This window comes from Streptococcus caballi DSM 19004 (assembly GCF_000379985.1).
Lineage (GTDB): Bacteria > Bacillota > Bacilli > Lactobacillales > Streptococcaceae > Streptococcus > Streptococcus caballi.
Genome location: NZ_KB904066.1, coordinates 1 through 23,836, shown reverse-complemented (window position 1 = coordinate 23,836; position 23,836 = coordinate 1). Strand labels below are relative to the sequence as shown.

The window sequence follows — 23,836 nt, the reverse complement described above, 5'->3', positions numbered from 1 at the left end:
CACTTTGAAACTCAAAAATCTTAAATAAAGCGGTTTCAGCGTAGAAAATAAGCTTCCATCCTAATTATAGAGATTTAGCTATGATTTGACGCAATTCCTGTCTCTTAGCAATCCAAAGAGGTCTATCATCATAATCATAGGTGCGATTAGTCAGAAAAATCGCTGCTTTTTGTTCCTTGAGGTTAATCATGATAAATGGGCCTGTGTATCCTGTATGCTCTATCCAGTTTCCTTCCAGATTCCAAGCGATCGAACGTGTCTTTTCTCCTTGAGAATAATTTTGCCAGAGATATTGTGCAAAATCATCCTCTAAATAATGCATACTAAAGCGCTCTAAGTCTCTCAAGGTCGAAAAGAGACCAGCTGAACCAGCATGTTGCCCCAAGACCTTGGCCTTTGGATCATGAACCAGCCCATCTGTAACGCCACGAATAGTTGGTACTGCATTAGGAACAGGTCCAAAAGTCGTTTCAATTAGACCCAGAGGTTTAAAAATTTCCTCTGTAAGCAAGGCATCCAAATTCTTGCCTGAGAGTCTTTCCAACATAAAGCCCAGCAAAAGAAAGTTAATATCGGTGTACTTAAAAGACTTGTCATCCGTAACACGAATTTGATTGATGGCCATTTTGAGCTGGTAGGCATCCATTTCATTGCGATTTGGGATATAAGGGTCAATACCACTGGTGTGAGTTAGGAGCTGGCGCAGTGTCACTGTTCCATCATGAAAATCAGGATAATAGGTCACCAAGGGTTCATCTAACTTCAAAGCTCCGCTATTAAGCCAAAAAATAATCAGTGTGCCTACACCAACTACCTTGGAAACCGATGCTAGATCGTAGACTAGACCTTCATGAACTGGATTTTCCCCATCAATGCTACCGATGTAGTGTTCCTCCCACTGACCATTATGAAAAAGAGCCACGCTGGCTCCCCTGTACAAATTATCCTCAATTTGCTGATTGATATATTCTAAAATAGCTTGAATCATTTGATAAACCAGATTTCAATATTGCTTGGATCTGAGATGACTAGAACTTTTTGCTTGGCATCAAGATAGATATCATCGTAGCCCTTTCCTTCCAAATTAGACTTGAGTGCTCCTAGATCATATTCGACAGGCATTTGACATTCCAGAATTTCAATATCCCAGGTCGTACTTGGTTCCACTTGCAAATCAGGGCCCTGTGTCTCAACGAAACTCATTTTGAGTGGAAACTCCCCATCAAAAACATTGCGATAAAAGGTTTCTGATTTGTCCTTGCTCAATACGTTAAGGCAAATTTCCTCAAAGCTATAATCCGACAATCCTTTGAATTCTGGCTGGGCTGGTAAAACAGGACGATCAACAATAGATAGGTCAGCTAACTTATCTTCGGCGTGAAGGATAAAATGGTCTCCTTCTGGCGAAATCGTCTCAAAAGCGTAGCCATTTTTCCCTTTAAAAACCTGATGTGTAACAGCACCATTAGCCAGTAGGGCTTCAATGTCACTAGCCTTAGCAGCCTTGACAATAATTTTATCCAATTTTTTAGCCCCCTCTGCTGCACGTGTACGAGTTGAAGGGGATTCTTCAATGGTAAAACGTCTGTCCCTATTATCACACGCCGTAAAAATAGCCAAAGCGTTCTCTTCGCTCAATAAGGTAAAGCCGAGGGACTTCTTGTAAAAATCAATACTGCGACTACGATTGTTAACACGCAGCACAGGAGCTTTAAATGTAATGCCGTCTAATAATGTCATATTGTCCTCCTAGAAACTAATCTACTTTATTGTAGACAAATTTAAGAATTTTGACAAGAATCTTTGTGTTCTTTTACAAAAGTAAACAAAAAAGCTTCATAAGACTTCTAATGAAAAGGGGGAAACAAATTCATTAGAAATGACTTATGAGACGCCTTTCAATACCACAAATACCACAGAATTACTTGGAATAAACGACCAATACATCAAAATTAGCTTTGCTTCTCAGCCCCAAGCTCACATTGAAGTACAGGCAACTCTGGATTATCCTACTCCTCTTTATCCACATTGCCAAGGTAAATAATCAAGTACTTAGAGAGATTTTGGGGATAAAAAAAGAAAGCTACAAAAAGCTCCCTGAAGTCATGTCTTGGGACCAACTATAGCTTTCAAAAAGGGCATTCTGCCTCCTTCATTTGGAAACAGATTCTTCAAGGTAGCCGAATGGTCAGTGATACCTTGCTTTACAACCGAATCTTTCGTACCTATCTCTATAAAGAAGGTTCTTAAACAAATCAAGGTTTTCACCAGAATTAGCCGACTACTACGCCCTTTATCATCTCCTGCTCTACCACCTCCAAGAGAAAAAAACTAACTTTTCCTCAAACTGATTCACGACTTCAAAAATACTGTCAACATATTGTTTATCAACGTTTTTAAGACCCTTGACAAATATAAATGATACATTCAGATGCCTTAGCATTAGACCTTTCAAACCCCAAGCATGAGGCAACTAACAAGCTCAGCAATGATATCAAGCGTCAAGGCTTCGATTACCACAATTGCCTAACTTCAAGGAAGACATTTTCGTCATCTTGAAGGTCAAAAAAGAGAAAACTAAGCGGTTCTCTATAGGATATATCTTTTCACATCCCACTACAGTTGACAAGGAGTCCACAAAAAAAGAGGCTGCGCCTCTTTTTTCTTATAAATACAAAAGTTTGAACAAAGCGATAGCTGCAATCCCTGCAAGAATTGGTGCCACAACTGGTACCCAAGCATACCACCATTTTGAATCGCCTTTATGTTCACCAAGAACTGATTTTGGAAGAAGAGCGTGGACGATACGTGGGCCAAGGTCACGTGCGGGATTAAGACCAGGACCTGTAGGACCACCGAGTGAAGCTACGAGTGTCATTACCAAGAAACCTAAAGCAAGGTGAGCTACTGATAAACCTGAGTTAGTGAAAGATCCCAGTTGCAATTTACCTTGAATAGTCGCGCCATCAATGCCTTGTTTTGTAGCGTATTGAACAATTTCAGAACCAAAGTAGTTCTTAGTAAGTGCCATAGCCCCAAAGAAAAGAACGAATGAACCTAAGAACTCATTCAAGAAACCGTTAACCCAAGCTGCTTTGTGGCTTGTCGGAGTGCCATCGTCAACGTTAGAGATTGTTGAGAATGAACCCAAGATATGGTTTGGATTTTCAGTTTGCAAGTAGTAAGGCTTGTGAACCATAACTACCATCAATTGACCAAACATAGCGCCCAACATTTGAGCTACAAGGTAAGGTGCAACTTGTGCCCATGGGAAGAGACCTGATATCGCAAGACCGAGTGTGAAGGCTGGGTTGATATGGTTTCCTGATACATTACCAAACATAAGAGCTGGCATCATAACACCAAAACCGTAACCAAGAGCAATGATAACCCAACCAGAGTTGTTTCCTTTGGTTCCTTTAAGGTCAACGTTAGCAACAGCACCATTCCCCAAAATAATAAGGAGAGCTGTACCAATAAATTCTGTGATGTACTTCACAGTCCATGTAACATCCATGTGTCTTTGTTTCCTCCAAAATAATATTAATTTAGACATCTAACATTTTATCAAGTATAATAAACAATGTAAAGCTGTTTAGGGGAATTAAAACGTTTACTTATTAGGAGGAAAATTTCATGAAATACAATCAATTCTCTTACATTCCTGTCTCCATAGAAGTAGCAGAGCAAGAATTACAGACCCTAGGCTTTGATGTTGCCAAAGAAAAAACACCAAAAGAAAATCTGGAAATCTTTGTTCGTAAAGTTCATTTTAATTATGCTGATACCAACTATCCTTTGTCAAACCTCATCTCTGATTTTGAAACTGACTTATTAGAGTTTTTCCAGTCTAATCGTCATATGACTGTTGAAGTTTTTAATACTATCGCTCTGCAAGTACTAGGTTTTATCCCAAATGTTGATTTTTCAGACACTACTAAGTTTGTTGAACAGATTGATTTTCCTGTACTTTTTAATGAAACTGAGTTTATCAGAACCCTACATCATTTACTAGCCACTCGTATGAAAAAAGGTATGACTCTCATCGACGACTTGGTCAGCCGTGGCATGATTCCAATTGACAATGACTATCACTTTTTCAATGGTAAGTCTCTAGCAAGCTTTGATACCAATGACCTCATTCGTGAAGTGGTCTATGTGCAAGCTCCAGTGGACACCGACGACGATGGGGAGTTGGATCTTATCAAAGTCAACATTATCCGCCCTAAAGCAGCGCAAGCTATTCCTACCCTAATGACTGCAAGTCCCTACCACGAAGGTGTGAATGACCCTGCTAATGATAAAAAACTCCATAAGATGGAAGGTCAATTGGCTGTTAAGGAGTCTGCTCAAATCTCAATTGAGAGTCGCAGCTTTACTCCACTTGAAGTTCCAAGCTGTCATCTTCCTATTACTGAGGCAGAACAAACCTTTAATTACATTGACAGCTATAGTCTAAATAATTACTTTTTAGCTCGTGGTTTTGCCAATATCTACGTTTCTGGTATCGGAACAGCTGGTTCAACAGGTTTTATGAACAGCGGAGACTATGCACAAGTGGAAAGTTTCAAAGCTGTGATTGATTGGCTCAATGGCAGAGCAGTGGCCTTTTCTAGCCACCGTCGTGATAAGCAAGTGCTAGCAACCTGGTCTAATGGTCTCGTCTGCACAACCGGAAAATCTTATCTTGGAACGCTCTCAACGGCTTTAGCAACCACAGGTGTTGAAGGCTTGAAAGTTATTATTGCTGAATCTGCTATTTCATCTTGGTATGACTATTACCGTGAAAATGGATTGGTTTGCAGTCCTGGCGGATATCCAGGTGAAGATCTAGATGTGCTTACAGAATTGACCTATTCTAAGAACCTATGGGCTGGAGATTATTTACGTAACAACTCTCACTACCAACTTCTTTTAAATGCTCAGTCTAAAGCCCTTGATCGTGAGTCTGGTGATTATAATCAATTTTGGCACGATCGTAATTATTTACCTTACGCACACAAGGTAACTGCTACTTGTGTCTATACCCACGGTCTACAAGACTGGAATGTCAAGCCACGTCAGGTTTATAATATCCTTAAAGCGCTGCCATCTTCTGTAGAAGTACATGCATTTCTACATCACGGTGAGCATGTTTATATGCACAACTGGCAATCATTAGATTTCCGCGAAAGCATGAACATTCTCTTGTCTGAGAGGCTACTGGCTCAAAATTATCACCTAGACTTACCAAATGTGCTCTGGCAAGACAATAGTCAAGAACAAACCTGGAGGGCCTTAGAACAATTCGGGACAAGCACTTCCGTTAATCTATCTTTAGGGATGGGGAACCGTATCATTGACAACTATTATGACAAAGAGGACTTCAATCGTTATGGAAATGATTTTAAAACTTTTAAGACTGACCTCTTTGCAGGCAAGGCTAACGCTATCTGTCTAGACATCACTCTTGAACAAGATATTCATCTCAATGGGGAAATGAGTCTTCACTTAACTCTCAAATCTAGTGAAAATAAGGGCATACTATCTGCTCAAGTCCTTGATTATGGCAAAAAGAAACGCTTTACAGATATTCCTGGCTTTGTTGACCACAACGCTATTGATAATGGTCGTAATTTCGCTCGTGAAGCCTTACGTGAATTGCCATTCAGAGAAACACCATATCGAGTTGTCTCAAAAGGTGTTCTCAACTTACAAAACCGCACTAGCTTGCTGACTGTAGAAGAGGTTCCTACTGATCAGTGGATGACCATTGATTTCAAACTACAGCCTAGTCTTTATAAGTTCAGCAAGGGAGATAAGGTCCGTGTGCTTCTGTACACAACAGATTTTGAACACACCATCCGTGACAATTCTAGCTATGATTTGACCATTGATTTAGACAAATCTAGTTTAGAAATTCCTATAGAGAAATAGCGTGGGTATTTGACGCATAAGTATTCTCTGGATTCTCAAACATACTAAGATTAGTAGCGAGGAAATCTCCGATGGGAGAGAGTACTCACTACTTTTCTTTATGGTAAAGTAGAGGTATCTTGTTAAGTCGTGTTCTCTCTAGGAGCTGGACATCGTAACAAAAACTGGCAAGACAACTGTTTTAGGAAGAATGTTATCAAAGTATGTGAGGCGCCAGACATCAAGTATGAAAATGATATTACTAAAACAAGAAATCATTCAACACAAAGAGGAATATCATGCGAACAGTATTTGGTAAAAAGGCAACACTTTTCAGGTCGAATATATTAAACTGGTCATCCAATACCGTGATGATGACGCATTTATAGACATGATTAAACTTCTTAATAACAGCTACAAGTCTGACAAGAGAACAACTGATAAAACAGTCACTATTTCTGACATCAAAGGAGAAGACAACGAGATTATGAAGGGTGAGAAGTAAAAGATCAGTGAAAAAAGACATACTCAAACGGATATGCCTTTTGATATTTTTGATTAACCTAATACTTCCTTGATTGCTTCCACCGCTGTTAATTGTGGGTGACCAAGTAAGTCTTCTAAGTTACTGTATGCAACTTCCAACTGATGGTTGCGGATATCATTTTGGATACCTGCTACGATAGCAATGACAGCTTTAGGCAGACCCGCTTTCTCAAGGCTAGCTTTGTAGTCCTCAACAGAGAGCGACACCACGTCAAAATCCGCACCTGTTGCTTCCTTGATTGCTTCTGCCAAGTCAGCATAGTTGATTTGCTTGCCAGCTAGTTCGTAGATCTTATTGTCGATAAATGGCTGCGCTGCGGCATTAGCAATGGCTTCACCATATTCACGGCGGAGTGCCCAGCCAACCTTACTATCGCCACCCGCATAAACAAAGTTTTGACCCGCTACTGCTGCTTTCAACCTTTCCAATTCATTTTCCAAATACCAATTATTACGCAAAATCTTGTAATTTAAACCAGATTCTTTGATTAATTTTTCCGTTACAACATGGTCTGGTGCCAAAACAGCAGTTGATTGGTCACCATTTGAAATACTTGTGTAAACGATGTTAGCCACACCTGCTGCTTTGGCTGCTGCAATCACATTTCGATGTTGGTCAGCACGCGCTACCTCTTGACCAGGTGCGCCCGAAACAAAAATCAAGGTTTCAATCCCTGCGAATGCCTTTTCCAAGCTTACCTGGTCAGAATAAGTTCCAATGCGAACATCATAGCCTGCATCTGCAAATGTTTTGCCTTTTTCTTCTGAACGTACCAAAACTGCGATTTGTTTTGTTGGTACCTGTTTAGCTAAATTTTCTAAAATCGCAGTTCCAAGTCCACCTGTTACACCTGTTACTAAATATGTCATCTCTCTTCTCCTTTGGATCTTTTTCTAACTATTTTTTTGACAATTCCCTGAGGTGGTGGAAGCGATCTCCTTCAAAGTTCCATTGCTTATTTTCAATCCTAAAATCTTGAAATTCCCTTGAATATTGATTTTTATCAGAGAGCAATCTTCTTCTCACCCCAGCGGGAACTATCGGATTCCAGCGTTCTTACGGTCGCTCATCAATACGTAGATGGGAATGGGTCATCAACAATGCGGGACACTTTATAATCCCCTTCTAGTAAAGAATAGAGTTGAAGTAAGACTGAAGCCACCCCAGCTGCTCCCTCGTAAAATCCGATTGGCGCAGAAATGTTATCGGGTTCCAATCGCGTGTAAGCTTCGTTCCATTTGATACTTTCTTGTCCATTTTCGTCATAATAGTCACCGTCCTTCAGGAGTTGAATTGCTGTACGTTTGGCAAAATCAAGGTAAATGCCATTTCCAGTTACTTGGTAAACACTGAGAAAGGCATTGAGGAAACCTGCGCTACCACAGCAATATGCAATCGTATGCCAGTAACCTTCTGAATGTTCTTCAGGTACACCTAGGTCAACAATAGATTGAATGAGCTGTTCGATTTCGACTAAATCTTGTGCATCGTTACTCACCTTATAATCTTCGTACAAGTAACGAATAAGCCCTGCATTACCACCACAGTATCCAAGATAATGTACTGGTTCTTCATTTGGCAAATCATGCGGGACAGTGATGGTTTTGCCTTGGTATTCATAGATAGCGTGGTAGAATTCCTTGACACCAGCTGTTGCATCTAAGAAGGCCCTATCATCGCTAGCTTGATATAGTTTGAGGAGAGTATAGGCCACACCTCCAGCCCCAATTGGGAAACCTGGAATAATCTTACCACCGAATGATGAACCTTCAAAATAACGTCCACCATCTTTGTAGTCAATGCCTTTATTGAGCAAGACGCGACCTGTTTTCACAGTAAAATCACGCCAGTCTTGGCGGTCAAATTGGTCAGCTAGAGACAAGAGTTCAAGGAAAATACCTGAGTCAGCCAAAATACCAAAAGAACCTGTCCAATAGCCACCCACACCATCGTCAGATGCTTTAACATCAGCAATAATGCCATCTACAACTTCCTCGATGAAAGTCTTGTAAACATCTTTTTTGGTAAATTTATAAAGTTCCGCCACGGCAAAGGAAACGCCTGAATAGCCTGTAGTGAATGCCCAAGGTGAGAAGGCCAAAGTCAAATCACGTGCTTCTTTCCAACGATATTGGATATAAGGGAAGGCAGCTTCAGCGTCTTGCAAATACTGTTCATTGCCCGTCACCTCGTAAAAATGAAGTAAGAAATGAATGATACCAGCAGCGCCAGAGTAGAGAGAAATTTCGTCAAAATATGGTTCTGAATTGGCAGATCCTTCTAAAGAATAACGAATACCATGATCCGTTTCAACGCGTTTGGATTGGATATACCGATAAGCCCCTTCTACAGTTTTCAGTAATTGGTCAGTAGTAATGTCTGCATTGATAAGCGTTTGTGTCATAATGTTCTTCTTTCTAAGTTAATGATTTCATTTTTTGACAGATTGCCTTAGGTGCTGAGGTCTGTCGTTTTGTACGACCTTACGGTCGCTCCTAAATAAGATATTATTAAATGTAGTAGTTCAACCATGTTATTTCAGTGATACCGTACACGGCGGAGGAAAGTTTGGATGCGGGGATTTTCTGTCTTGTGAAAAATCGCTTCTGGCGTTCCTGAATCGACAATTTGTCCATTTTCCATAAAGACCACTCGGTCAGAAATATCATGGGCAAACTGCATCTCATGGGTTACGATAACAATCGTTTTGTCTTGATTTTCCTGAGCAATTTCTTGAATCAAGTCCAAGATGTCACCAATGGTTTCAGGATCCAAGGCTGATGTTGGTTCATCAAAGAGAATCACATCTGAATCTAGCGCCAAAGCGCGGGCAATACCAACACGTTGTTGCTGACCACCAGATAAATGATGTGGATAGGCATGCCGCTTGTCATAAAGCCCAACTTTTTTTAATAGTTTTTCCGCAATCACCTTTGCTTCAGATGCCTTAACATTTCTAGCAATGGTCAGTCCTTCTGTCACATTTTGCAAGACCGTCTTATTAATGAAAAGAGCGTATTCCTGAAAAACCATAGCCGTATTTTGTCGAATAACCTTGGTATCGTTGCGTCCAACTTTAGGAAATTGAATAACTTTATCATCATAGGTAATCTCGCCACTATCAGGAATATTGAGCAGGTTCAAACTTCGAATAAGCGTTGTCTTTCCAGCACCACTCGGTCCGATAATGGAAATAACTTCTCCTTTTGGCAAATCAAGCGATACATTTTTGAGAATTGTGTTGCCTGAAATGGTTTGATTAAGATGACTAATGCTAATCATGTAAAAAACCTCCGTGAAATGAAAATTGAGAAATATGTTTGAAGATAAAGGTCACGATTAAGTAGATTCCCCAGTAAACGATAGCCGCTGCAATGTAGGCCTCTAAGTATTTGTAGTTAATTTGGCTGGTAATGAGTACGGCGTTGAGCAAATCCACCACAGAAACCGCCGAAACTAGCGCAGATCCCTTAATCAAATTGCTAATGATATTACCAAAAACAGGAATACTGGACTTAAAGGCTTGTGGCAATATAATCCGAAAGAGGGTCTGTCTCTGACTAAGTCCGATAGACGCTGCCGCTTCCCATTGATTTTTAGGAACTGACAGCAAGCTAGCTCGAATGGCTTCCGACACATAGTTGATGGCAAAGAGACCTAGCACGATGATGGCAATCCATTCTCTGGGAAAATCGCTGAAGCTCCATTTTTGTCCAAAAAGATGACCCAAGGCTGGTACCGCAGGGATTGTCACCAGATAAACAATCGTCAGCGTCAAAAGAAGCGGAATACTGTTAGAGAGATTGGTCAACCATTCAAAGAGCCGAGCCCAAAAAGGGACTTTATAAAAGCGGATAAGTGCAATCGGAACGCCAATGATAAGTCCCAACGCGAAAGCTGTCAAGCTCAGGTAGAGCGTGAAGGGAGTGTACTCTAGCGCAACCTTGATACATTTCCAAATAAACGGATAATCCATAGAACTCCTCCTACTTTCTACTCAGTGTAATCTCCACCAAGGTATTTTTCAGAAAGTTTTTTCAATGTGCCGTCTTTTTTAAACTCTTTAAGCACACCGCTGACAGCTTTATTGAGCTTATCTTCGTCCTTATCGTCTTTGCGGAAAAGATAATAGGTTGAGGATTTATTGACGGCTGCGTCAGATACTTTGTAATCAGAGCCTAGTTTCTCGTTAGTATACTTAACCGTGTATTTAGTTGCCAAGGTCGCATCAACTGTTCCATTTTTAAAGTTTTCCAGAAGGACCTGGTCAGACCACGAACCATAAACAATCTCAAATGCACCTGGATGTTTTTCCAAATAAGCTTCTAGCAAGGCTGGTGCATTCCCACCTGCAATAGCGTAAACTTTCTTACCTTTCAAATCATCCAAGGAGTCATAATTCCCTGTCAGAGACTGAATATGCAGGTCATAGTTGGTGTAGCCAACTTCACTGAAATCATACTCGGAACGACGTTCGTCGTTGGATTCAATCTGATTGGCAATGATATCAATCTTGTTATTTTTAAGAGCTGGGAAGAGGTTTGAAAATTCGTAATGATCAATTTTAAACTTGTACTGTGGCAATTCATCGTCAATAGCTTTAATCAAAGCAATTTCATAACCTGTGTCGTTACCATCTTTATCTTGATAAACAAAGGGGCGGAAATTCGACCCTGTTCCAACAACAACTGTCTTAGCATCAGCGTCATTGCTCACACTATTGTCACCTTCAGCGCTATTACCTGACAAGCCATAGTAAAGTCCGCCGCCAATCAAAGCTAGGATGGCAACACTACCTAAACCTTTTTTCCAATTCCATTTACTTGCTTTTTTACTCATAACGTAATTCTCCTTCTTTAAGCATCGTTTGTACCTCTTTTTCAGAAATAATTTGCCTGTTTGTGCTTGCTCCAATCACACCATCACTCACCTCATCTACTGCTTCTTCCTCAGATTGCAAGAAAAGTTTAAAACCAATATGAATGGCAATGCTTAGTATGATGAAAATGACAGCGGCGTCAATACTGGCTTCAATTTGATGGGCAGTATTGGCACCAACCAACTGCGCCTTCCCCATGATGTCGTAAATACCCAAGTAAGTCGCCAATGAAGAATTTTGCAAGAGCGACACGATGGTCAATTCCAAGTTTGGCAAGATTTCCTTGATCGCCTGTGGGATAATGTAATGCCTGTAAGTCTGAACCTTGCTCATTCCCAGTGAGTAAGCTGCATCAAACTGATGTTGCGGAACATTAGTAATACTGGCGCGAATAATCTCACCCATGTAAGCTGCTGTATTCAAACTATAGGCAATGTACATGAAGGTTAATTTACTCACATCAGCGGTATCAACCCCTGCCAGAGATAGCAAGTAGGGCACCCCATAATAGACAACAAAGAGTTGCACTATCACTGGTGTCCCTTGGATAAAGGATGTGTACACAATGGTCAGCAGATTGAGCAGAGGTACCTTTTCTAAGCGAATAATTGCCAACAATAATCCCAAAAGTAATCCAGCTATCGTAGAGACGATAACAATAAAGAAAGTTATCGGGAAAGCTTTTATAATCTGTGGAAACAAATCCAGCAGATAATGATAATCAAAGAACATGAATAATCCCCTTTCTAATATACTTTTACTCGACGAAAGTCAAAAATAGATGAGGCAACGCAACCGAAGATAAAACAAAAGTTCACCAAGGTAAGTTAACGAAGTAGCGTTTTGACTTTCAAAGAGAAGGGTAACAAAAAGCACCTTCGTCACCCTGCTATACTTGCTAGCAAGATAAGGACGAAAGTGCTTATTCCGCGGTACCACCTTATTTGAGAGTAAACTCTCGCTCAACTCTCCACCTTGTAGGTACATTTAATAGATAACTGTTTCATATTTTCTTTAGTATTCAAAGATACTCAGTTAAGACATACCTAGGCTCTGTAACGGGAGCTCCCGGATGAGTCTCACTCACGCTCAACTCACCTCGCTTCAAGACCATATTCAATCGAGTTTGATGGCTACCTTTCACCAAGCGGTAGCTCTCTACGCATCTTCCTCAGATTTACTCATCTTTTTATCGCTGTTTCTTTATCTAATTGTTGAGACCATTATATCTTGAAAATCTTAGTTTGAAAACTCTATATTTTTTATGGTGGGCTATAACTTTTGATTATGGGAAAAATTGGAGATGATAGACTGTAAAATTAAGTGCAACAAAAAAACTCATAGGACTCCAAAACGTGTAAACTGTAGATAAACCAATCAACAGAACACGAGGAAAATCTATGAGCTACTACCCTGAGCGAATTAAAGTAGAGAATTACTTAGAATTAGGTTTAAAACCTAGTCAAATTGCTATCAAGTTAAGTGTTCGTAAGTCCACATTTGCAAGAGAATTAAGTCCTTGTCAAAAGCCTTATTCTGCTAAATATGCGCAAGCTCACTATGACCAGAGTGTCAGGCGATAAGGGAGAAAGTCTAGCTTAATTGACAATTTGGATTTTCAAAGAGGGTTATTTATGAAAGGTCACGGTCATTTTAGTTCCTAATCCTAGCTGACTTTCCACCTTAATATCGGCATGATGTTGATTTACTGCATGCTTGACAATGGAAAGCCCCAGGCCAGTGCCACCCAACTTCTTCGAGCGACTCTTATCAACCCGATAGAAACGCTCAAAAATACGTTCCTGCTCATCTTTGGCAATACCAACTCCAGTATCCTGTACTGTCAGAACAATATCGTCCTCATTCGAGGTGATACCGATAGTCACATCTCCCTTATCACGGTTATAGATGATAGCATTATCACAAAGATTATAAATCAAGGAATGAATAAGGGCGTGGTTACCGCTAATATAAGCTGGTTGCCCTAATAAATGCAAGTTGATATGACGTTCGTTTGCCTTAGCAGATAGACTCTCTAAGACTTCCTCTGATATCTGATAGAGATTGATGGGTTCCATAGCTAACTCTTCTGACTCATCAAGATGTGACAGTTTAATAATATCTTCTACCAACTGAATCATACGTTGAGACTCACTGTGGATTTTCTCAGCGAATTGTGGAACATCTTTTTGCGCAACAACATCACTGGCCAACATTTCAGAATACCCAGAAATCAGATGCAAAGGTGTTTTCAGTTCATGAGAAACGTTTGCTGTAAATTCGCGGCGCAGCTGCTCTGCCTGAAGTTGCTCTGTGACATCAAAGAAAAGAAGCGCTAAACCAGTCACCTTATCCTCAGACTGAATGGGACGTACCATAACTTTGTAATGCGAGTCATCTAATTGCAAAATCCCTTCTTGCTTGCGACCTTGAAGACCTTTTTCAAGCCAATTATTTAGTGATAAGTTACGGATAATTTGTAACATATCTTTGCCCAAACAAGTTTGATCAGTCTGCAAAATATCCTGTGCCGCTTGATTGATACTGATGATGCGACAGTTATTGTCTAACAAAATCATGCCTTCTTTAATTTTAGAAATAATGGTATCAAATTCTGATTGGCGTTGTTCTATCATAACTTCTCGCTCAGTGACTTCCTTTTGATGTCTGGCAATCCGTCTTAGAAGTGGTGAAATTTCTTCATAGGCATCATTTTCAAGCGGATGATCAAGATCCAGCCGATTCAATGGTCCCACGACACTCTTAGCAATAGAACGTGAAAGCCATAGAGAGAGGAAGAAGGCCAATACAAGAATGAGAGCCAAGGGCTGGAACATCCGAAACAAAAGCACTAAAATACTATGTCTTGTCACAGATAAGCGAATAACAGTTCCATTATCCAAGCGCTGAGCAGAATAAAGAGACTGAGTGGTTAAAGTTTTCGAGTAGCGAACACTCTCACCGTAACCATCTTTCAAAGCTTCTTTAATTTCTTCTCGATTGGCATGATTGTCCATGGTCCGTGCATCAGACTCATTATCATAGAGAACCTTTCCTTGATTGTCAACCCAAGTGATTCTGACATTTGACATCTTGAGCTCATTAAAATAATCTTGACCTTCCAGAGAAGCCCCTTGAGCAGCTAAGGCTGTCTCCGTCTGCAACTGCTCTTTTTGTACTTGAGTAAAGTAACCATAAAGCAAGCCAACAACCATAAATAGGGTCACCAGAAGAACGCCTAGTGTGGCAAGAAAAGTTGAGCGAAAGATTTTCTTAATCATCTGTTACCTCCAAACGATAACCAACGCCACGAACTGTCTTAATCAGATGACTAGCATCTCCAAGTTTCATGCGAAGGGTCCCAATATGGACATCAACTGTTCGTGTTTCTCCGATAAAGTGTTCTCCCCAAACTTTATCCAAAAGTTCCTGCCGTGTAAAAACACGGTCAGGATTTAACATCAATAAAGATAGCAGTTCAAATTCTTTCAGAGTTAATTCGATTTTTTGCCCATTTTTTCTAACCGTGTAATTTTTTGAATCCAGAGCGAGATTTTTTATTGTCAAATGAGTTTCCTGTTCCTGACTGGATGTACGTCTGAGGACTGCTTTAATACGAGAAATCATTTCCATCATACCAAAAGGTTTAACCAAATAGTCATCGGCGCCCAAATCTAATCCTTTGACTTTATCGAATTCTGTTCCTTTGGCAGTTGTCATGATTACTGGAATATCTTTTGTCATGCCATTTTCGCGTAGGGATTTCAAAATGGTCAATCCATCATCTACAGGCAGCATGATATCTAACAGTATAAGTTTTGGTTGCTCTTCTTCCATGGCTTTCCAAAATAGAAGGGAGTCAGGAAACCCCTGAGCCTCAAACCCTGCTGTTCGCAAAGTATAAAGCATCAGTTCTCGGATATCATCATCGTCTTCAACGCAGTAAATCATGTTTCTTCTCCATTCAGTTCACCAGTGATTGAAAAAATTACCCACTTAGCGACATTGACGGTATGGTCACCAATTCTTTCCAAATATTTGGCAATCATCAAAACATCAATAGTATATTCACCATCATTTCCAAGTTCAGCAATATGGGCAATTAAACTTGCCTTTATTGTATCAAATTCTTTGTCCACTGTGACATCTTTTTGGATAACTTTCAGAGCTAAAGCCTCATCATCATGAACAAAGGCATCCACACTGTCTGTTACCATATTGACAACGTGTTTGACCATTTGTTTGAGATGGCGAAACTCAGCTCCTTCATGAACATGACCGTCACCAATAATATCAGCAATTTCAGCAGATTGTGCACCAATACGTTTCATATCATAAACCATTTTTAAAGCAGCTGAAATACGTCGCAAATCCTTGGCTACTGGCTGTTGACGAAGTAATAGTTTAAGACATTGTGATTCAATATCTCTTTCCATCTGCTCAATTTTTTGATAGGTTTTACTGACATCATTGACCAGATGCTGATCATTGTCACTGATGGGCATTAAGGATTTTGAGATGATATCTTCACATAAAGACCCCATCAAAATTAAATTGGTATTGAGTGCATGCAGTTGATTTTCAAAGGTTGAGCGTATCATCCGAATCTCCCTGTTATATAATTTTCTGTGCGTTCGTCTTGTGGCATTGAAAATAGTTGGCTTGTTTTGTTATACTCAACAATTTCTCCCAATAGGAAGAAGGCTGTCTTGTCGGAAATCCGCACAGCTTGTTGCATGTTGTGGGTCACCATGACGATAGTATATTTCTTCTTAAGTTCAATAACCAAATCTTCAATTTTTGCTGTTGAAATCGGATCTAAGGCACTGGTTGGTTCGTCCATGAGGAGGACATCAGGTTCAATGGCCAAGGCTCTAGCAATGCAAAGCCGTTGCTGTTGACCACCAGACATTCCAAGAGCAGATTTATTGAGGCGCTCTTTGACTTCATCCCAGATGGCAGCTTGCTTTAGGGAACGCTCCACAATTTCATCCAATTGAACTTTATTGTGAATGCCGTGAGTTCGAGGCCCGAAGGCAATGTTATCATAGATACTCATCGGAAATGGGTTTGGTTTTTGGAAAACCATACCTACTTTTTTACGAAGGACATTGATATCCAAATCGCGGTAAACATCTTCTTTATCTAACGTGACCTCTCCAGTAATGCGGCAATTTTTCACCAAATCGTTCATCCGGTTAAGACTTTTCAGTAAGGTCGATTTCCCGCATCCTGAAGGCCCAATGAAAGCCGTAATTTCATTGCTGGCAATTTCTAGATTAATGTTTTTTAAAGCCTTGAAATCCCCATAGTAGAGGTCCAAATTTTTAATTTCTATTTTATTCATCGCTTGTTTTACTTCCTAATCGTCTAGCAATCAAACCCGACACTAGATTAATGATAATAACTAACACTAAGAGAACCACTGCTGTAGCATAGGTTTGATTGACATAAAGTCCCTCTCCTGAGATGGCGTACATATGCACAGCCAAGGTCCGTGACGAACTGAAAACACTCTTAGCCACTTCAGCAACTGTACCTGCTGTAAAAATCAAGGCAGCCGATTCTCCCACAATCCGCCCAATCGCTAAAATAATTCCTGAGAAAATTCCTGGCATGGCACTAGGAAGGACAATTTTAAAAATTGTGCGAAGTTTGCCCGCTCCAAGTGCAAAAGCCCCTTCACGATAGGAGTTTGGTACCGAAAGCAAAGCTTCTTCTGTTGTTCGCATAATCAGAGGCAAAATCATAATACTAAGTGTAACAGCTCCTGACAGCAAGGAAAGTCCCATGTGAGCGAACTTAACAAAGAAAAGGGCACCAAATAGTCCATAGATGATGGAGGGAATCCCAGAGAGCGTTTCGGTTGCAATCCGAATAACACTAACAAAAGGGTTATCACGACGCGCATATTCTGCCAAATAAATAGAGGCCCCTATACCAATAGGCACGGCAACACTTAATGCCAATATGGTCATAAAAATCGTATTGATTAAGGCCGGTAACAGAGAGACATTCTCACTATTGTAAGTCCAAGCAAACAAACTCATGTTTAAATTGGGCAAGCCTTTAACCAGAATGTAGCCTACCGTGAAAGCAATGCCTACAAAAGTTGCCAAAGCAGCCCCATAAACTAACAAGTACAAAATTAGTGACACCAGATCCCGCCGGCGTGACTGCCAATTTTGCTTGAAACTGCGGTGATTGATATTTTCCATGCTTACTCCTCTTTATGTAACAACGAAAAGCTGATGTTAATGATTAGGACAAATATAAAGAGAACAACAGCTGTGCCTATAAGAGCCTCTCTGTGAAGGCCACTAGAGTAACCCATCTCCATAACAATATTGGTTGTCATGGTTCTGACCCCTGATGTCAAAGAAGCTGGCAAGACGGCTTGATTACCTGCAACCATGATAACTGCCATAGTTTCCCCAATTGCACGTCCAATCCCTAAAATGACAGCTGCCAAAATGCCTCGCTTAGCTGCTGGCAGTACCGCAAAAAAGATGCTACGCTCATGGGAAGCCCCCAGAGCTAAACCACCTTCATAATAAGACCTAGGAACAGCACGAATAGCAGCCTCAGAGACACTGATAATAGTTGGTAAAATCATCAAACCAAGCAAAATCGAGGCGGTAAGAACCCCCATCCCAAAGCCACCGATGTTATCACGAACAAAGGGAACTAAAACAACCAGACCAAAGAAACCATAAACAACTGATGGAATCCCTGCCATGAGATTAATAGCTGCCTTGAGCGGTCTGTAGATGACTTCTGGACAAAAAGAAGACATAAAAACTGCTGTCAAAACTCCAACGGGTACTCCAATAATAAGAGCCCCTGCTGTCACATAAAGTGAGCCGACAATCATTGGAAAAATACCAAAAAGGTTGTTAGCCGGTCTCCATACCGTCCCGAAAAGAAAGTTACCTAAGCCAATTTTATGAATAGCAGGAATCCCACTCGAAAACAAAAAGAGGCAGATGAGCAGCACGGATAGAATAGAAATGCAGGCGGTAAGGAAAAATACCGCTTGCATCATTTTTTCTTTTGTATGATTCATTCCTGACCCCTTAGTCTGAAAGACCGTCCCAGCTTGTTGTCTTACCTGTAAAAATAGTCTTGACTTGTTCGCTTGTTAAGCCATCAACTTTGTTATCTTTATTAACAATAACAGCAATACCATCCATCGCAATAACTGTTGAGCTGACTCCTTTAGAGGTTTCTTCATCTTTCAAATCACGTGACGCCATTCCAATATCAGCTGTTCCCTCGATAGCATTTGTGATACCTGTTGAGGAGTCACTTTGTTGAATTTCTACTTCAACCTTAGAATTGACTTTGCTATAAGCTTCTTTTAATTTTTCCATAACTGGTGTGACAGAGCTTGACCCTGAAACGACAATCTTGCCAGAATCAACTGAAGATTTATAGGCTTTGGTATCGTCAAGTGGAATATAACCATTTTCTTCTACGACAGCTTGACCATCAGAGCTTAAAATAAAGTTGATGAAATCTTGAGCAGCTTCACTTATCTTATCTTTGGTAACAATGTTAAATGGTCGAGAAATCTTGTAGCTTCCGGATTTAATATTGGCAACACTTGCTTCAGTGCCATCAATTTTTAAAACCTTGACGGTATCATCCAAAGAACCTAGTGAAGCATAGCCAATAGCTGACTTATCTCCAGCTACTGTCGTTAGCATAACAGAGGTCGAGTTAGTAACAATGGCCTTGTCCGTTGTCAAATCAACCTTTTCACCATTTTTCTCTTCTTGGACTCCGAAAAGTTCAACAAAGGCGCCGCGCGTCCCAGAACCATCTTCACGGGAAACAACACTGATATTACCAGATGCAGATGAAGAAGCAGACGAAGAGCCCCCGTTTGATTTACCACAAGCTGAAAGTCCCACTAGAGCTGCTAAGCCAGCTAAGGTCAGTACCGAAAACAATTTACATTTTTTCATGATGTTCTCCTTTAAAATCTTTACAATGACCATTATAGAGAGCAATTATCAAATCTATTACCATACTTTTGTAAAGTTTTTGTAAAGCCAGCACCAAACGCTCGCTTTTATCGCACAGTTAAATAGGCAGTTGCTTCAAAAAATGCTATAATAAATGAAGCTTTAAGAAATACCCAAAAAGCAAATAAGGCAACGAAAATTTAACAAGAGGGTCTAAACCCTTGATAAGAAAGGAATCTTAAAAATCTTATGATGAATATGCAAAATATGATGAAGCAAGCCCAAAAAATGCAAAAGCAAATGGAGAAGAAACAGGCTGAATTAGCGGCAACGAGTTTCTACGGCAAGTCTGTTCAAGACCTAGTTCAGGTAGAAGTGACTGGTGATAAAAAAGTGACTAACATCAGTTTCAACCCAGCAGTTGTTGACCCTGATGACCTTGAAACCTTGTCTGATATGACTCTTCAAGCTCTCAACAATGCACTCGAACAAGTTGATGAAGCCACTAAAAAATCATTAGGAGCTTTCGCTGGTAAATTACCGTTCTAGAAATCAAAAATGGATTGGCAGAGCCAGTCCATTTCTATTGGTCATGTTATAGTCATCCAGTTATCTTCTACGGTTTTAACGACTAGGAAAACTTCAAATCTTCTGTGGTTATTTGAATACACCTTACTTATACTCCAATATAGCCTGTAAACCTAATCCAACTTCCTTATGAAGGAGTAAAAAATAGAAAAAACAAAAAAATTAATGTCAGAAACCAGTTTATTTGTTATAATAAGTTGTGACTTATGTATCATTATAGTCATACAATGATAAAATTACTTACATGCTGATTAGTTTACAAAAAACATGCTCATATCATAGACGTAAGAACTACAACATCATATTGGAGAATTTTATGAAAACTTTTTTGATAAAAAATCGTTCTAACTTTATTATTTTAGCACTTCTTATACTAAGTATTTCTGGCTTAAACGCTGATATTTCTGAATTGGCAAAAAATCATGGACATGGTAATCTTTATCCGACTTTTTTTCTAGCAACATCACTAACCTTTATCTACATCATTCCTTTTGTTTTTCTTACCCTATATTTGAAAAAACGTTTTAACATTCCAAGTCCTGCGTTTTGGATGAGTTGGTTATTTGGACTTGCTATCCCTGCAAATTTAGCTTCTTTGGGAAATAGTGGTCTCTCCTTCATTCTCCTAAATCTCAACTTGCCAAAAGATTTTATTGACAACTGGGGAGGATCCTTCACAGCCCCTTTCACTGAAGAGATCAGCAAAGGTTTAGTGGTCCTTTTGGTCGCGTTACTTTTACGACAAATTTCTCTTAAATCAGCATTAGTTATGGGAATGATTGCTGGAATGGGATTCCAAATTGTCGAAGACCGCTTCTATATTTTCCAAGATCTCTTTCAAAATAATGGCAATGGCTACAGTATGGCACTTGAACGTATCGCATCAAGTGGCGTTTCCCACTGGGTATTTTCTGGAACTTTTGCACTCGGATTGATCATATTGATGAGTAAAACCACTGCTGTCTCAAAAAAACAGGGGGTGTTTTTCCTCTTAGCCCCTGTTGCCATGCACTTTATGTGGAACTCTCCACTTGATTTTTCAAACATCGATACAGTTTATGGTACCATCAACTGGCTAATCTTACTTTATGCTTTTAAAACAGTTGATGCTTTACCACCAGAAAAAGCACTTGTTAGTCTCTAATAACATCACAAAAAGGTTTCAGAAAATGAAACCTTTTTGTTTCCCTAAATTGTCAAACTAAGTTAGACTTTTAGTATAACTCAGAAAAACTTGATAGGGTACTTGGTAATTGAAGCCGCCGCATTTATGGCAGTCTCAACTATCAAACACCAATGACCCACTGAGTTATTGCTTAACCAAAAACACTTTATAAAATTTATACAGAAAATGTTGCCTTTTCAATATTTCATTTGGAAGGGCCCTTTCCATTGAATTTGGAAATTTTCTTGACTGCTGTAAGTTTTCCCAGAAGCAGCTTGAACCAACAGCCTCATCAAAGTCATTAAGCACGATGTTTTTGGTTTTAGTAAGATGAAAACTTTAAAAAACGGATTTACCTTACTTTAAACATAACAAGAGAGAACCAAACTGATTCTCTCTTGTTGCTAACTATAAGCCAACCCACTACAGTTGACAGAGAGCCTATTAAAACACTTCTGCTTCCAGTTTACTAGATTCCAACAGAAGTGTTTTTCTTGTAACTCAAGACAGGCGCCAAGTATCCTAGTTTGTTCTGTCATCAACATTAGTCAATTCTTTTACTTCAAGGCGTAGCCATTCAGGACTTGGTCTGTTTTCACTCTGCATACCAACCAATTCCCTCATCTCGCCAACCCAACCTTACAAGATTATCACGCTCACCCTCAGAAAGCGTATAATGATGAGCACCAGCTAGCTTAGCGTTAGGGTTATAAAGGCGGTAAACAGGTTTGTCGCCACCTGAATACCAGTTGACACCTTCATAACGCCATCCAGTCGCAACCAGCGAATCTCGTTCACGGAAATCAACTGTATAGAAATGTTCCCCTGAATTACGATTATAAAGGCGGTAAACATCTAAATTATCTCCACTGTAAAATGAAATTCCCTCATCTCGCCAACCTAATCTTACAAGACTATCTCTTTCACCAATACTTGATGTATAATGATGCTTACCACTATTTGGATTATAGACACGGTAAACAGCACCACTTGTATCCTTAATAGATTTGATTAAACTTGTTACTTCAGATGTTACCAATGTTCCCCAGTTCGTAGTAGGATTGTCTTTATCATTAGCACCTGAATGGATAGCAACCATTTCATTATTTTCATTCAAAACAGGGCTACCACTTTGTCCAGCGTAGGTATCAAACTTATACATAGCTAAACTATTATTCAATCCATCTACTGTAGAAGAAGTAGCTACCATATAATTTCTATCTCCAGGATAACCATATGAGGTGACTTTCGTGCCAATATTTATATTCTGAGATAACGGCAAATACCCGGTTTGTTGCCCTATTTTATCCTTTAATCTAATAACACCAACATCATCGCTGGCAGACTTAGTCACTGTATAATCCGGATTTACTTCTGTTTCTACAGCTACTGTACTTCCATAAGGGGCAACTACTCCTCCATTACCTGGATACTCAGCTGGAACCACACGAACTTCTTGAGCGTACTGATTAGTCTCTTGTCTCCAAACAACATGACCACTAGTTAATACAAGATCCTCACTTATCATAACTCCCGTACCGTAACTAAGATAAGTACCCCCACTGTTATCAACAAATTCGAATAAATTTTGACAACACTACGAACAACATTCTGAGTTGTATCCGTAACTTGAACTCCATCATCCTTACCAAAAATTACTTCTGGGTAATCATCTGCCCCAACAGTATATCCCATACTAGCCCGTAAAGTAGTACAAAGCAAAAAGCTAAAGAGATTTTTTCAACTTTTCTCCCCCTGATAAATTTTCTTAAGTTAGAACCCGGTTCCTCCTCGCGCTTATTATAGCATGACTACCTCTCTTTATAAACATTTTATATCCCTTGAGAAAAGCAGTCGCTTACTCCCTGAATATCGCTTTAACAAAGGGAAACATAACTAAGCCTCCTTCTTCTCTACCTGTTCTTTTCTGACTGCCTTTATGCTTATTCACTATAAAAACATTAGCCAGCTCCAACCACCACATTCACCCCCAATCTCCCTATATTTTAAAACTATAGCTCCATCTAAAAAAGACTATAAGCAGAAGCATTGACAACATTTAGGATGCTATGTTAGACCTAATTTACAGTGAATGAAACGATGTCATTTACCGTAGAAAATTTTTATAGAAATCATGGGGACAATGGTTATTGTTTCTTTTGTAGACTGAGCTAAGCCTCAGATACTCCCGCTCACTCTACTTGTCACTTTTTAAAGAAAGCTGAACTCTCAGATAGTCTCCCTAGACTTACCAGCACCTCCACCACCTCATTCCTAGTGTTATGAGCACAGCGGAGAGGTCCGACAACTCCCCTAAAACTATTGCCAAAGTAACAAATCGAATGTTAGTCCTTTTATCCCATGTAGAAGAACTTTTATGATCCACATCCTAGCCCTCGCATCCAAGCTAACCTACAAAAACAAAGTTTGCCCAATATCATGCACGCTTTCTCAAGGATTTTGACGAAAGTCGCATTAGTTTGGAGATAAGAAAGCTACCTGTAAGATTGAACAGCTCCCTGTCAAGTGGACAATGAAATAATAAAAGATTAGGCGACGGCCTTGTTCCTCATTTCAAGAGGGGCAAGGCCGTTGTTGCGTTCTTGAAAACGTTGATGATTGTAAAAATAGATGTAGGCATCAATATCTGACACCAGCTCCTCAAAAGTTTTATACTTCTTCAAATCGTAGCACTCCGTCTTAAAGTGCCCAAAGAAACTTTCAATTGGCGCGTTGTCAATACACTTACCAACACGAGACATAGAGCGGGTCATCTGATACTGGGTCGTTAA

General features: G+C 39.8%; 24 protein-coding genes and 1 other annotated feature. Of the genes, 5 read left to right on the top strand and 19 right to left on the bottom strand.

The window, feature by feature from the left end; genetic code table 11:
• Window positions 1-64: 64 nt before the first annotated feature.
• Together A3GS_RS0102730 and A3GS_RS0102725 are read right to left on the bottom strand one after the other, a co-directional pair.
• Window positions 65-988, bottom strand: coding sequence for a serine hydrolase domain-containing protein (locus A3GS_RS0102730; protein WP_018363890.1), 924 nt, complete (start codon window positions 986-988; stop codon window positions 65-67).
• Window positions 985-1,740: a CppA family protein gene (locus tag A3GS_RS0102725; RefSeq protein WP_018363889.1), complete on the bottom strand. Its 756-nt coding sequence runs from the start codon at window positions 1,738-1,740 to the stop codon at window positions 985-987. The genes A3GS_RS0102730 and A3GS_RS0102725 overlap by 4 nt, the downstream gene beginning before the upstream one ends.
• Before the next feature lie 139 nt (window positions 1,741-1,879).
• On the opposite strand from A3GS_RS0102725, the gene A3GS_RS12630 reads away from it, so the two are divergent.
• A complete protein-coding gene (locus tag A3GS_RS12630) occupies window positions 1,880-2,044 on the top strand; it encodes a hypothetical protein (protein WP_018363888.1) in 165 nt (54 codons plus the stop codon).
• 621 nt (window positions 2,045-2,665) lie between these two features.
• Here the strand turns inward: A3GS_RS12630 and gla are convergent.
• Window positions 2,666-3,517, bottom strand: a complete 852-nt coding sequence (gene gla / locus A3GS_RS0102715) for an aquaglyceroporin Gla (protein WP_018363887.1) — start codon at window positions 3,515-3,517, stop codon at window positions 2,666-2,668.
• Window positions 3,518-3,636: 119 nt separating this feature from the next.
• Here gla and A3GS_RS0102710 point away from each other — a divergent pair, with 119 nt between their 5' ends.
• Complete coding sequence (locus A3GS_RS0102710; protein ID WP_018363886.1) at window positions 3,637-5,916, top strand: Xaa-Pro dipeptidyl-peptidase; 2,280 nt, start codon at window positions 3,637-3,639, stop codon at window positions 5,914-5,916.
• A 537-nt stretch (window positions 5,917-6,453) separates the two neighbouring features.
• Here the strand turns inward: A3GS_RS0102710 and A3GS_RS0102705 are convergent.
• From A3GS_RS0102705 to A3GS_RS0102680, 6 genes are all read right to left on the bottom strand, one after another.
• Complete coding sequence (locus A3GS_RS0102705) at window positions 6,454-7,311, bottom strand: NAD(P)H-binding protein (protein ID WP_018363885.1); 858 nt, start codon at window positions 7,309-7,311, stop codon at window positions 6,454-6,456.
• Between the two features lie 200 nt (window positions 7,312-7,511).
• Window positions 7,512-8,846: a lanthionine synthetase LanC family protein gene (locus A3GS_RS0102700; protein WP_018363884.1), complete on the bottom strand. Its 1,335-nt coding sequence runs from the start codon at window positions 8,844-8,846 to the stop codon at window positions 7,512-7,514.
• A 134-nt stretch (window positions 8,847-8,980) separates the two neighbouring features.
• On the bottom strand, window positions 8,981-9,724 hold the full coding sequence (locus A3GS_RS0102695) for an amino acid ABC transporter ATP-binding protein (RefSeq protein WP_018363883.1): 744 nt from the start codon (window positions 9,722-9,724) through the stop codon (window positions 8,981-8,983).
• Complete coding sequence (locus A3GS_RS0102690) at window positions 9,717-10,418, bottom strand: amino acid ABC transporter permease (protein WP_018363882.1); 702 nt, start codon at window positions 10,416-10,418, stop codon at window positions 9,717-9,719. Before A3GS_RS0102690 ends, A3GS_RS0102695 begins: the two co-directional genes overlap by 8 nt.
• Window positions 10,419-10,435: 17 nt before the next feature.
• Window positions 10,436-11,281, bottom strand: a complete 846-nt coding sequence (locus A3GS_RS0102685) for a transporter substrate-binding domain-containing protein (RefSeq protein ID WP_018363881.1) — start codon at window positions 11,279-11,281, stop codon at window positions 10,436-10,438.
• Window positions 11,274-12,053 carry an amino acid ABC transporter permease gene (locus A3GS_RS0102680; RefSeq protein ID WP_018363880.1) on the bottom strand — a complete coding sequence of 260 codons (780 nt, stop codon included), beginning with the start codon at window positions 12,051-12,053 and terminating at the stop codon, window positions 11,274-11,276. Before A3GS_RS0102680 ends, A3GS_RS0102685 begins: the two co-directional genes overlap by 8 nt.
• Window positions 12,054-12,226: 173 nt before the next feature.
• Window positions 12,227-12,523 (bottom strand) — a binding site (T-box leader).
• Between the two features lie 198 nt (window positions 12,524-12,721).
• Here A3GS_RS0102680 and A3GS_RS0102675 point away from each other — a divergent pair.
• Window positions 12,722-12,904: a hypothetical protein gene (locus tag A3GS_RS0102675; RefSeq protein WP_018363879.1), complete on the top strand. Its 183-nt coding sequence runs from the start codon at window positions 12,722-12,724 to the stop codon at window positions 12,902-12,904.
• 45 nt (window positions 12,905-12,949) lie between these two features.
• Here the strand turns inward: A3GS_RS0102675 and A3GS_RS0102670 are convergent, their stop codons facing one another.
• Genes A3GS_RS0102670 through A3GS_RS0102640 form a run of 7 tightly spaced genes read right to left on the bottom strand, consistent with a single transcriptional unit; the run spans window position 12,950 to window position 19,291 of the window.
• The gene (locus A3GS_RS0102670) at window positions 12,950-14,602 is read right to left on the bottom strand and encodes an ATP-binding protein (protein ID WP_018363878.1); all 1,653 of its coding nucleotides are present in this window, start codon (window positions 14,600-14,602) and stop codon (window positions 12,950-12,952) included.
• Entirely contained in the window at window positions 14,595-15,272 is a 678-nt protein-coding gene (locus tag A3GS_RS0102665) for a winged helix-turn-helix domain-containing protein (protein WP_018363877.1), read from the bottom strand. The genes A3GS_RS0102670 and A3GS_RS0102665 overlap by 8 nt, the downstream gene beginning before the upstream one ends.
• Window positions 15,269-15,922, bottom strand: a complete 654-nt coding sequence (gene phoU, locus A3GS_RS0102660; protein ID WP_018363876.1) for a phosphate signaling complex protein PhoU — start codon at window positions 15,920-15,922, stop codon at window positions 15,269-15,271. Before phoU ends, A3GS_RS0102665 begins: the two co-directional genes overlap by 4 nt.
• Window positions 15,919-16,668 (bottom strand): phosphate ABC transporter ATP-binding protein PstB, encoded by a 750-nt coding sequence (gene pstB, locus A3GS_RS0102655; protein ID WP_018363875.1) that lies wholly within the window; start codon window positions 16,666-16,668, stop codon window positions 15,919-15,921. Before pstB ends, phoU begins: the two co-directional genes overlap by 4 nt.
• A complete protein-coding gene (pstA, locus tag A3GS_RS0102650; protein WP_018363874.1) occupies window positions 16,661-17,539 on the bottom strand; it encodes a phosphate ABC transporter permease PstA in 879 nt (292 codons plus the stop codon). The genes pstB and pstA overlap by 8 nt, the downstream gene beginning before the upstream one ends.
• Window positions 17,540-17,541: 2 nt before the next feature.
• Window positions 17,542-18,387 carry a phosphate ABC transporter permease subunit PstC gene (pstC, locus tag A3GS_RS0102645; protein WP_018363873.1) on the bottom strand — a complete coding sequence of 282 codons (846 nt, stop codon included), beginning with the start codon at window positions 18,385-18,387 and terminating at the stop codon, window positions 17,542-17,544.
• A 10-nt stretch (window positions 18,388-18,397) separates the two neighbouring features.
• Window positions 18,398-19,291: a substrate-binding domain-containing protein gene (locus A3GS_RS0102640; RefSeq protein WP_018363872.1), complete on the bottom strand. Its 894-nt coding sequence runs from the start codon at window positions 19,289-19,291 to the stop codon at window positions 18,398-18,400.
• A 249-nt stretch (window positions 19,292-19,540) separates the two neighbouring features.
• Between A3GS_RS0102640 and A3GS_RS0102635 the strand changes: the two genes are divergently transcribed.
• The gene (locus A3GS_RS0102635; RefSeq protein WP_018363871.1) at window positions 19,541-19,840 is read left to right on the top strand and encodes a YbaB/EbfC family nucleoid-associated protein; all 300 of its coding nucleotides are present in this window, start codon (window positions 19,541-19,543) and stop codon (window positions 19,838-19,840) included.
• 283 nt (window positions 19,841-20,123) lie between these two features.
• Complete coding sequence (locus tag A3GS_RS0102630; protein WP_240430884.1) at window positions 20,124-21,023, top strand: PrsW family intramembrane metalloprotease; 900 nt, start codon at window positions 20,124-20,126, stop codon at window positions 21,021-21,023.
• Between the two features lie 616 nt (window positions 21,024-21,639).
• Here A3GS_RS0102630 and A3GS_RS12190 read toward each other — a convergent pair.
• From A3GS_RS12190 to A3GS_RS11385, 3 genes are all read right to left on the bottom strand, one after another.
• Complete coding sequence (locus A3GS_RS12190) at window positions 21,640-22,572, bottom strand: trypsin-like peptidase domain-containing protein (RefSeq protein ID WP_018363869.1); 933 nt, start codon at window positions 22,570-22,572, stop codon at window positions 21,640-21,642.
• Complete coding sequence (locus tag A3GS_RS11390; protein WP_018363868.1) at window positions 22,569-22,739, bottom strand: hypothetical protein; 171 nt, start codon at window positions 22,737-22,739, stop codon at window positions 22,569-22,571. Before A3GS_RS11390 ends, A3GS_RS12190 begins: the two co-directional genes overlap by 4 nt.
• Before the next feature lie 854 nt (window positions 22,740-23,593).
• On the bottom strand, window positions 23,594-23,836 hold a 243-nt coding region (locus tag A3GS_RS11385; protein WP_018363866.1), incomplete at its 5' end, for an IS3 family transposase.

Coding starts and splice junctions, on each gene's coding strand:
- A3GS_RS0102730 (WP_018363890.1), bottom strand. CDS start 988: ATGATTCAAGCTATTTTAGAATATATCAATCAGCAAATTGAGGATAAT.
- A3GS_RS0102725 (WP_018363889.1), bottom strand. CDS start 1,740: ATGACATTATTAGACGGCATTACATTTAAAGCTCCTGTGCTGCGTGTT.
- A3GS_RS12630 (WP_018363888.1), top strand. CDS start 1,880: ATGACTTATGAGACGCCTTTCAATACCACAAATACCACAGAATTACTT.
- gla (WP_018363887.1), bottom strand. CDS start 3,517: ATGGATGTTACATGGACTGTGAAGTACATCACAGAATTTATTGGTACA.
- A3GS_RS0102710 (WP_018363886.1), top strand. CDS start 3,637: ATGAAATACAATCAATTCTCTTACATTCCTGTCTCCATAGAAGTAGCA.
- A3GS_RS0102705 (WP_018363885.1), bottom strand. CDS start 7,311: ATGACATATTTAGTAACAGGTGTAACAGGTGGACTTGGAACTGCGATT.
- A3GS_RS0102700 (WP_018363884.1), bottom strand. CDS start 8,846: ATGACACAAACGCTTATCAATGCAGACATTACTACTGACCAATTACTG.
- A3GS_RS0102695 (WP_018363883.1), bottom strand. CDS start 9,724: ATGATTAGCATTAGTCATCTTAATCAAACCATTTCAGGCAACACAATT.
- A3GS_RS0102690 (WP_018363882.1), bottom strand. CDS start 10,418: ATGGATTATCCGTTTATTTGGAAATGTATCAAGGTTGCGCTAGAGTAC.
- A3GS_RS0102685 (WP_018363881.1), bottom strand. CDS start 11,281: ATGAGTAAAAAAGCAAGTAAATGGAATTGGAAAAAAGGTTTAGGTAGT.
- A3GS_RS0102680 (WP_018363880.1), bottom strand. CDS start 12,053: ATGTTCTTTGATTATCATTATCTGCTGGATTTGTTTCCACAGATTATA.
- A3GS_RS0102675 (WP_018363879.1), top strand. CDS start 12,722: ATGAGCTACTACCCTGAGCGAATTAAAGTAGAGAATTACTTAGAATTA.
- A3GS_RS0102670 (WP_018363878.1), bottom strand. CDS start 14,602: ATGATTAAGAAAATCTTTCGCTCAACTTTTCTTGCCACACTAGGCGTT.
- A3GS_RS0102665 (WP_018363877.1), bottom strand. CDS start 15,272: ATGATTTACTGCGTTGAAGACGATGATGATATCCGAGAACTGATGCTT.
- phoU (WP_018363876.1), bottom strand. CDS start 15,922: ATGATACGCTCAACCTTTGAAAATCAACTGCATGCACTCAATACCAAT.
- pstB (WP_018363875.1), bottom strand. CDS start 16,668: ATGAATAAAATAGAAATTAAAAATTTGGACCTCTACTATGGGGATTTC.
- pstA (WP_018363874.1), bottom strand. CDS start 17,539: ATGGAAAATATCAATCACCGCAGTTTCAAGCAAAATTGGCAGTCACGC.
- pstC (WP_018363873.1), bottom strand. CDS start 18,387: ATGAATCATACAAAAGAAAAAATGATGCAAGCGGTATTTTTCCTTACC.
- A3GS_RS0102640 (WP_018363872.1), bottom strand. CDS start 19,291: ATGAAAAAATGTAAATTGTTTTCGGTACTGACCTTAGCTGGCTTAGCA.
- A3GS_RS0102635 (WP_018363871.1), top strand. CDS start 19,541: ATGATGAATATGCAAAATATGATGAAGCAAGCCCAAAAAATGCAAAAG.
- A3GS_RS0102630 (WP_240430884.1), top strand. CDS start 20,124: ATGCTGATTAGTTTACAAAAAACATGCTCATATCATAGACGTAAGAAC.
- A3GS_RS12190 (WP_018363869.1), bottom strand. CDS start 22,572: ATGATAAGTGAGGATCTTGTATTAACTAGTGGTCATGTTGTTTGGAGA.
- A3GS_RS11390 (WP_018363868.1), bottom strand. CDS start 22,739: ATGGGATATACTGTTGGGGCAGATGATTACCCAGAAGTAATTTTTGGT.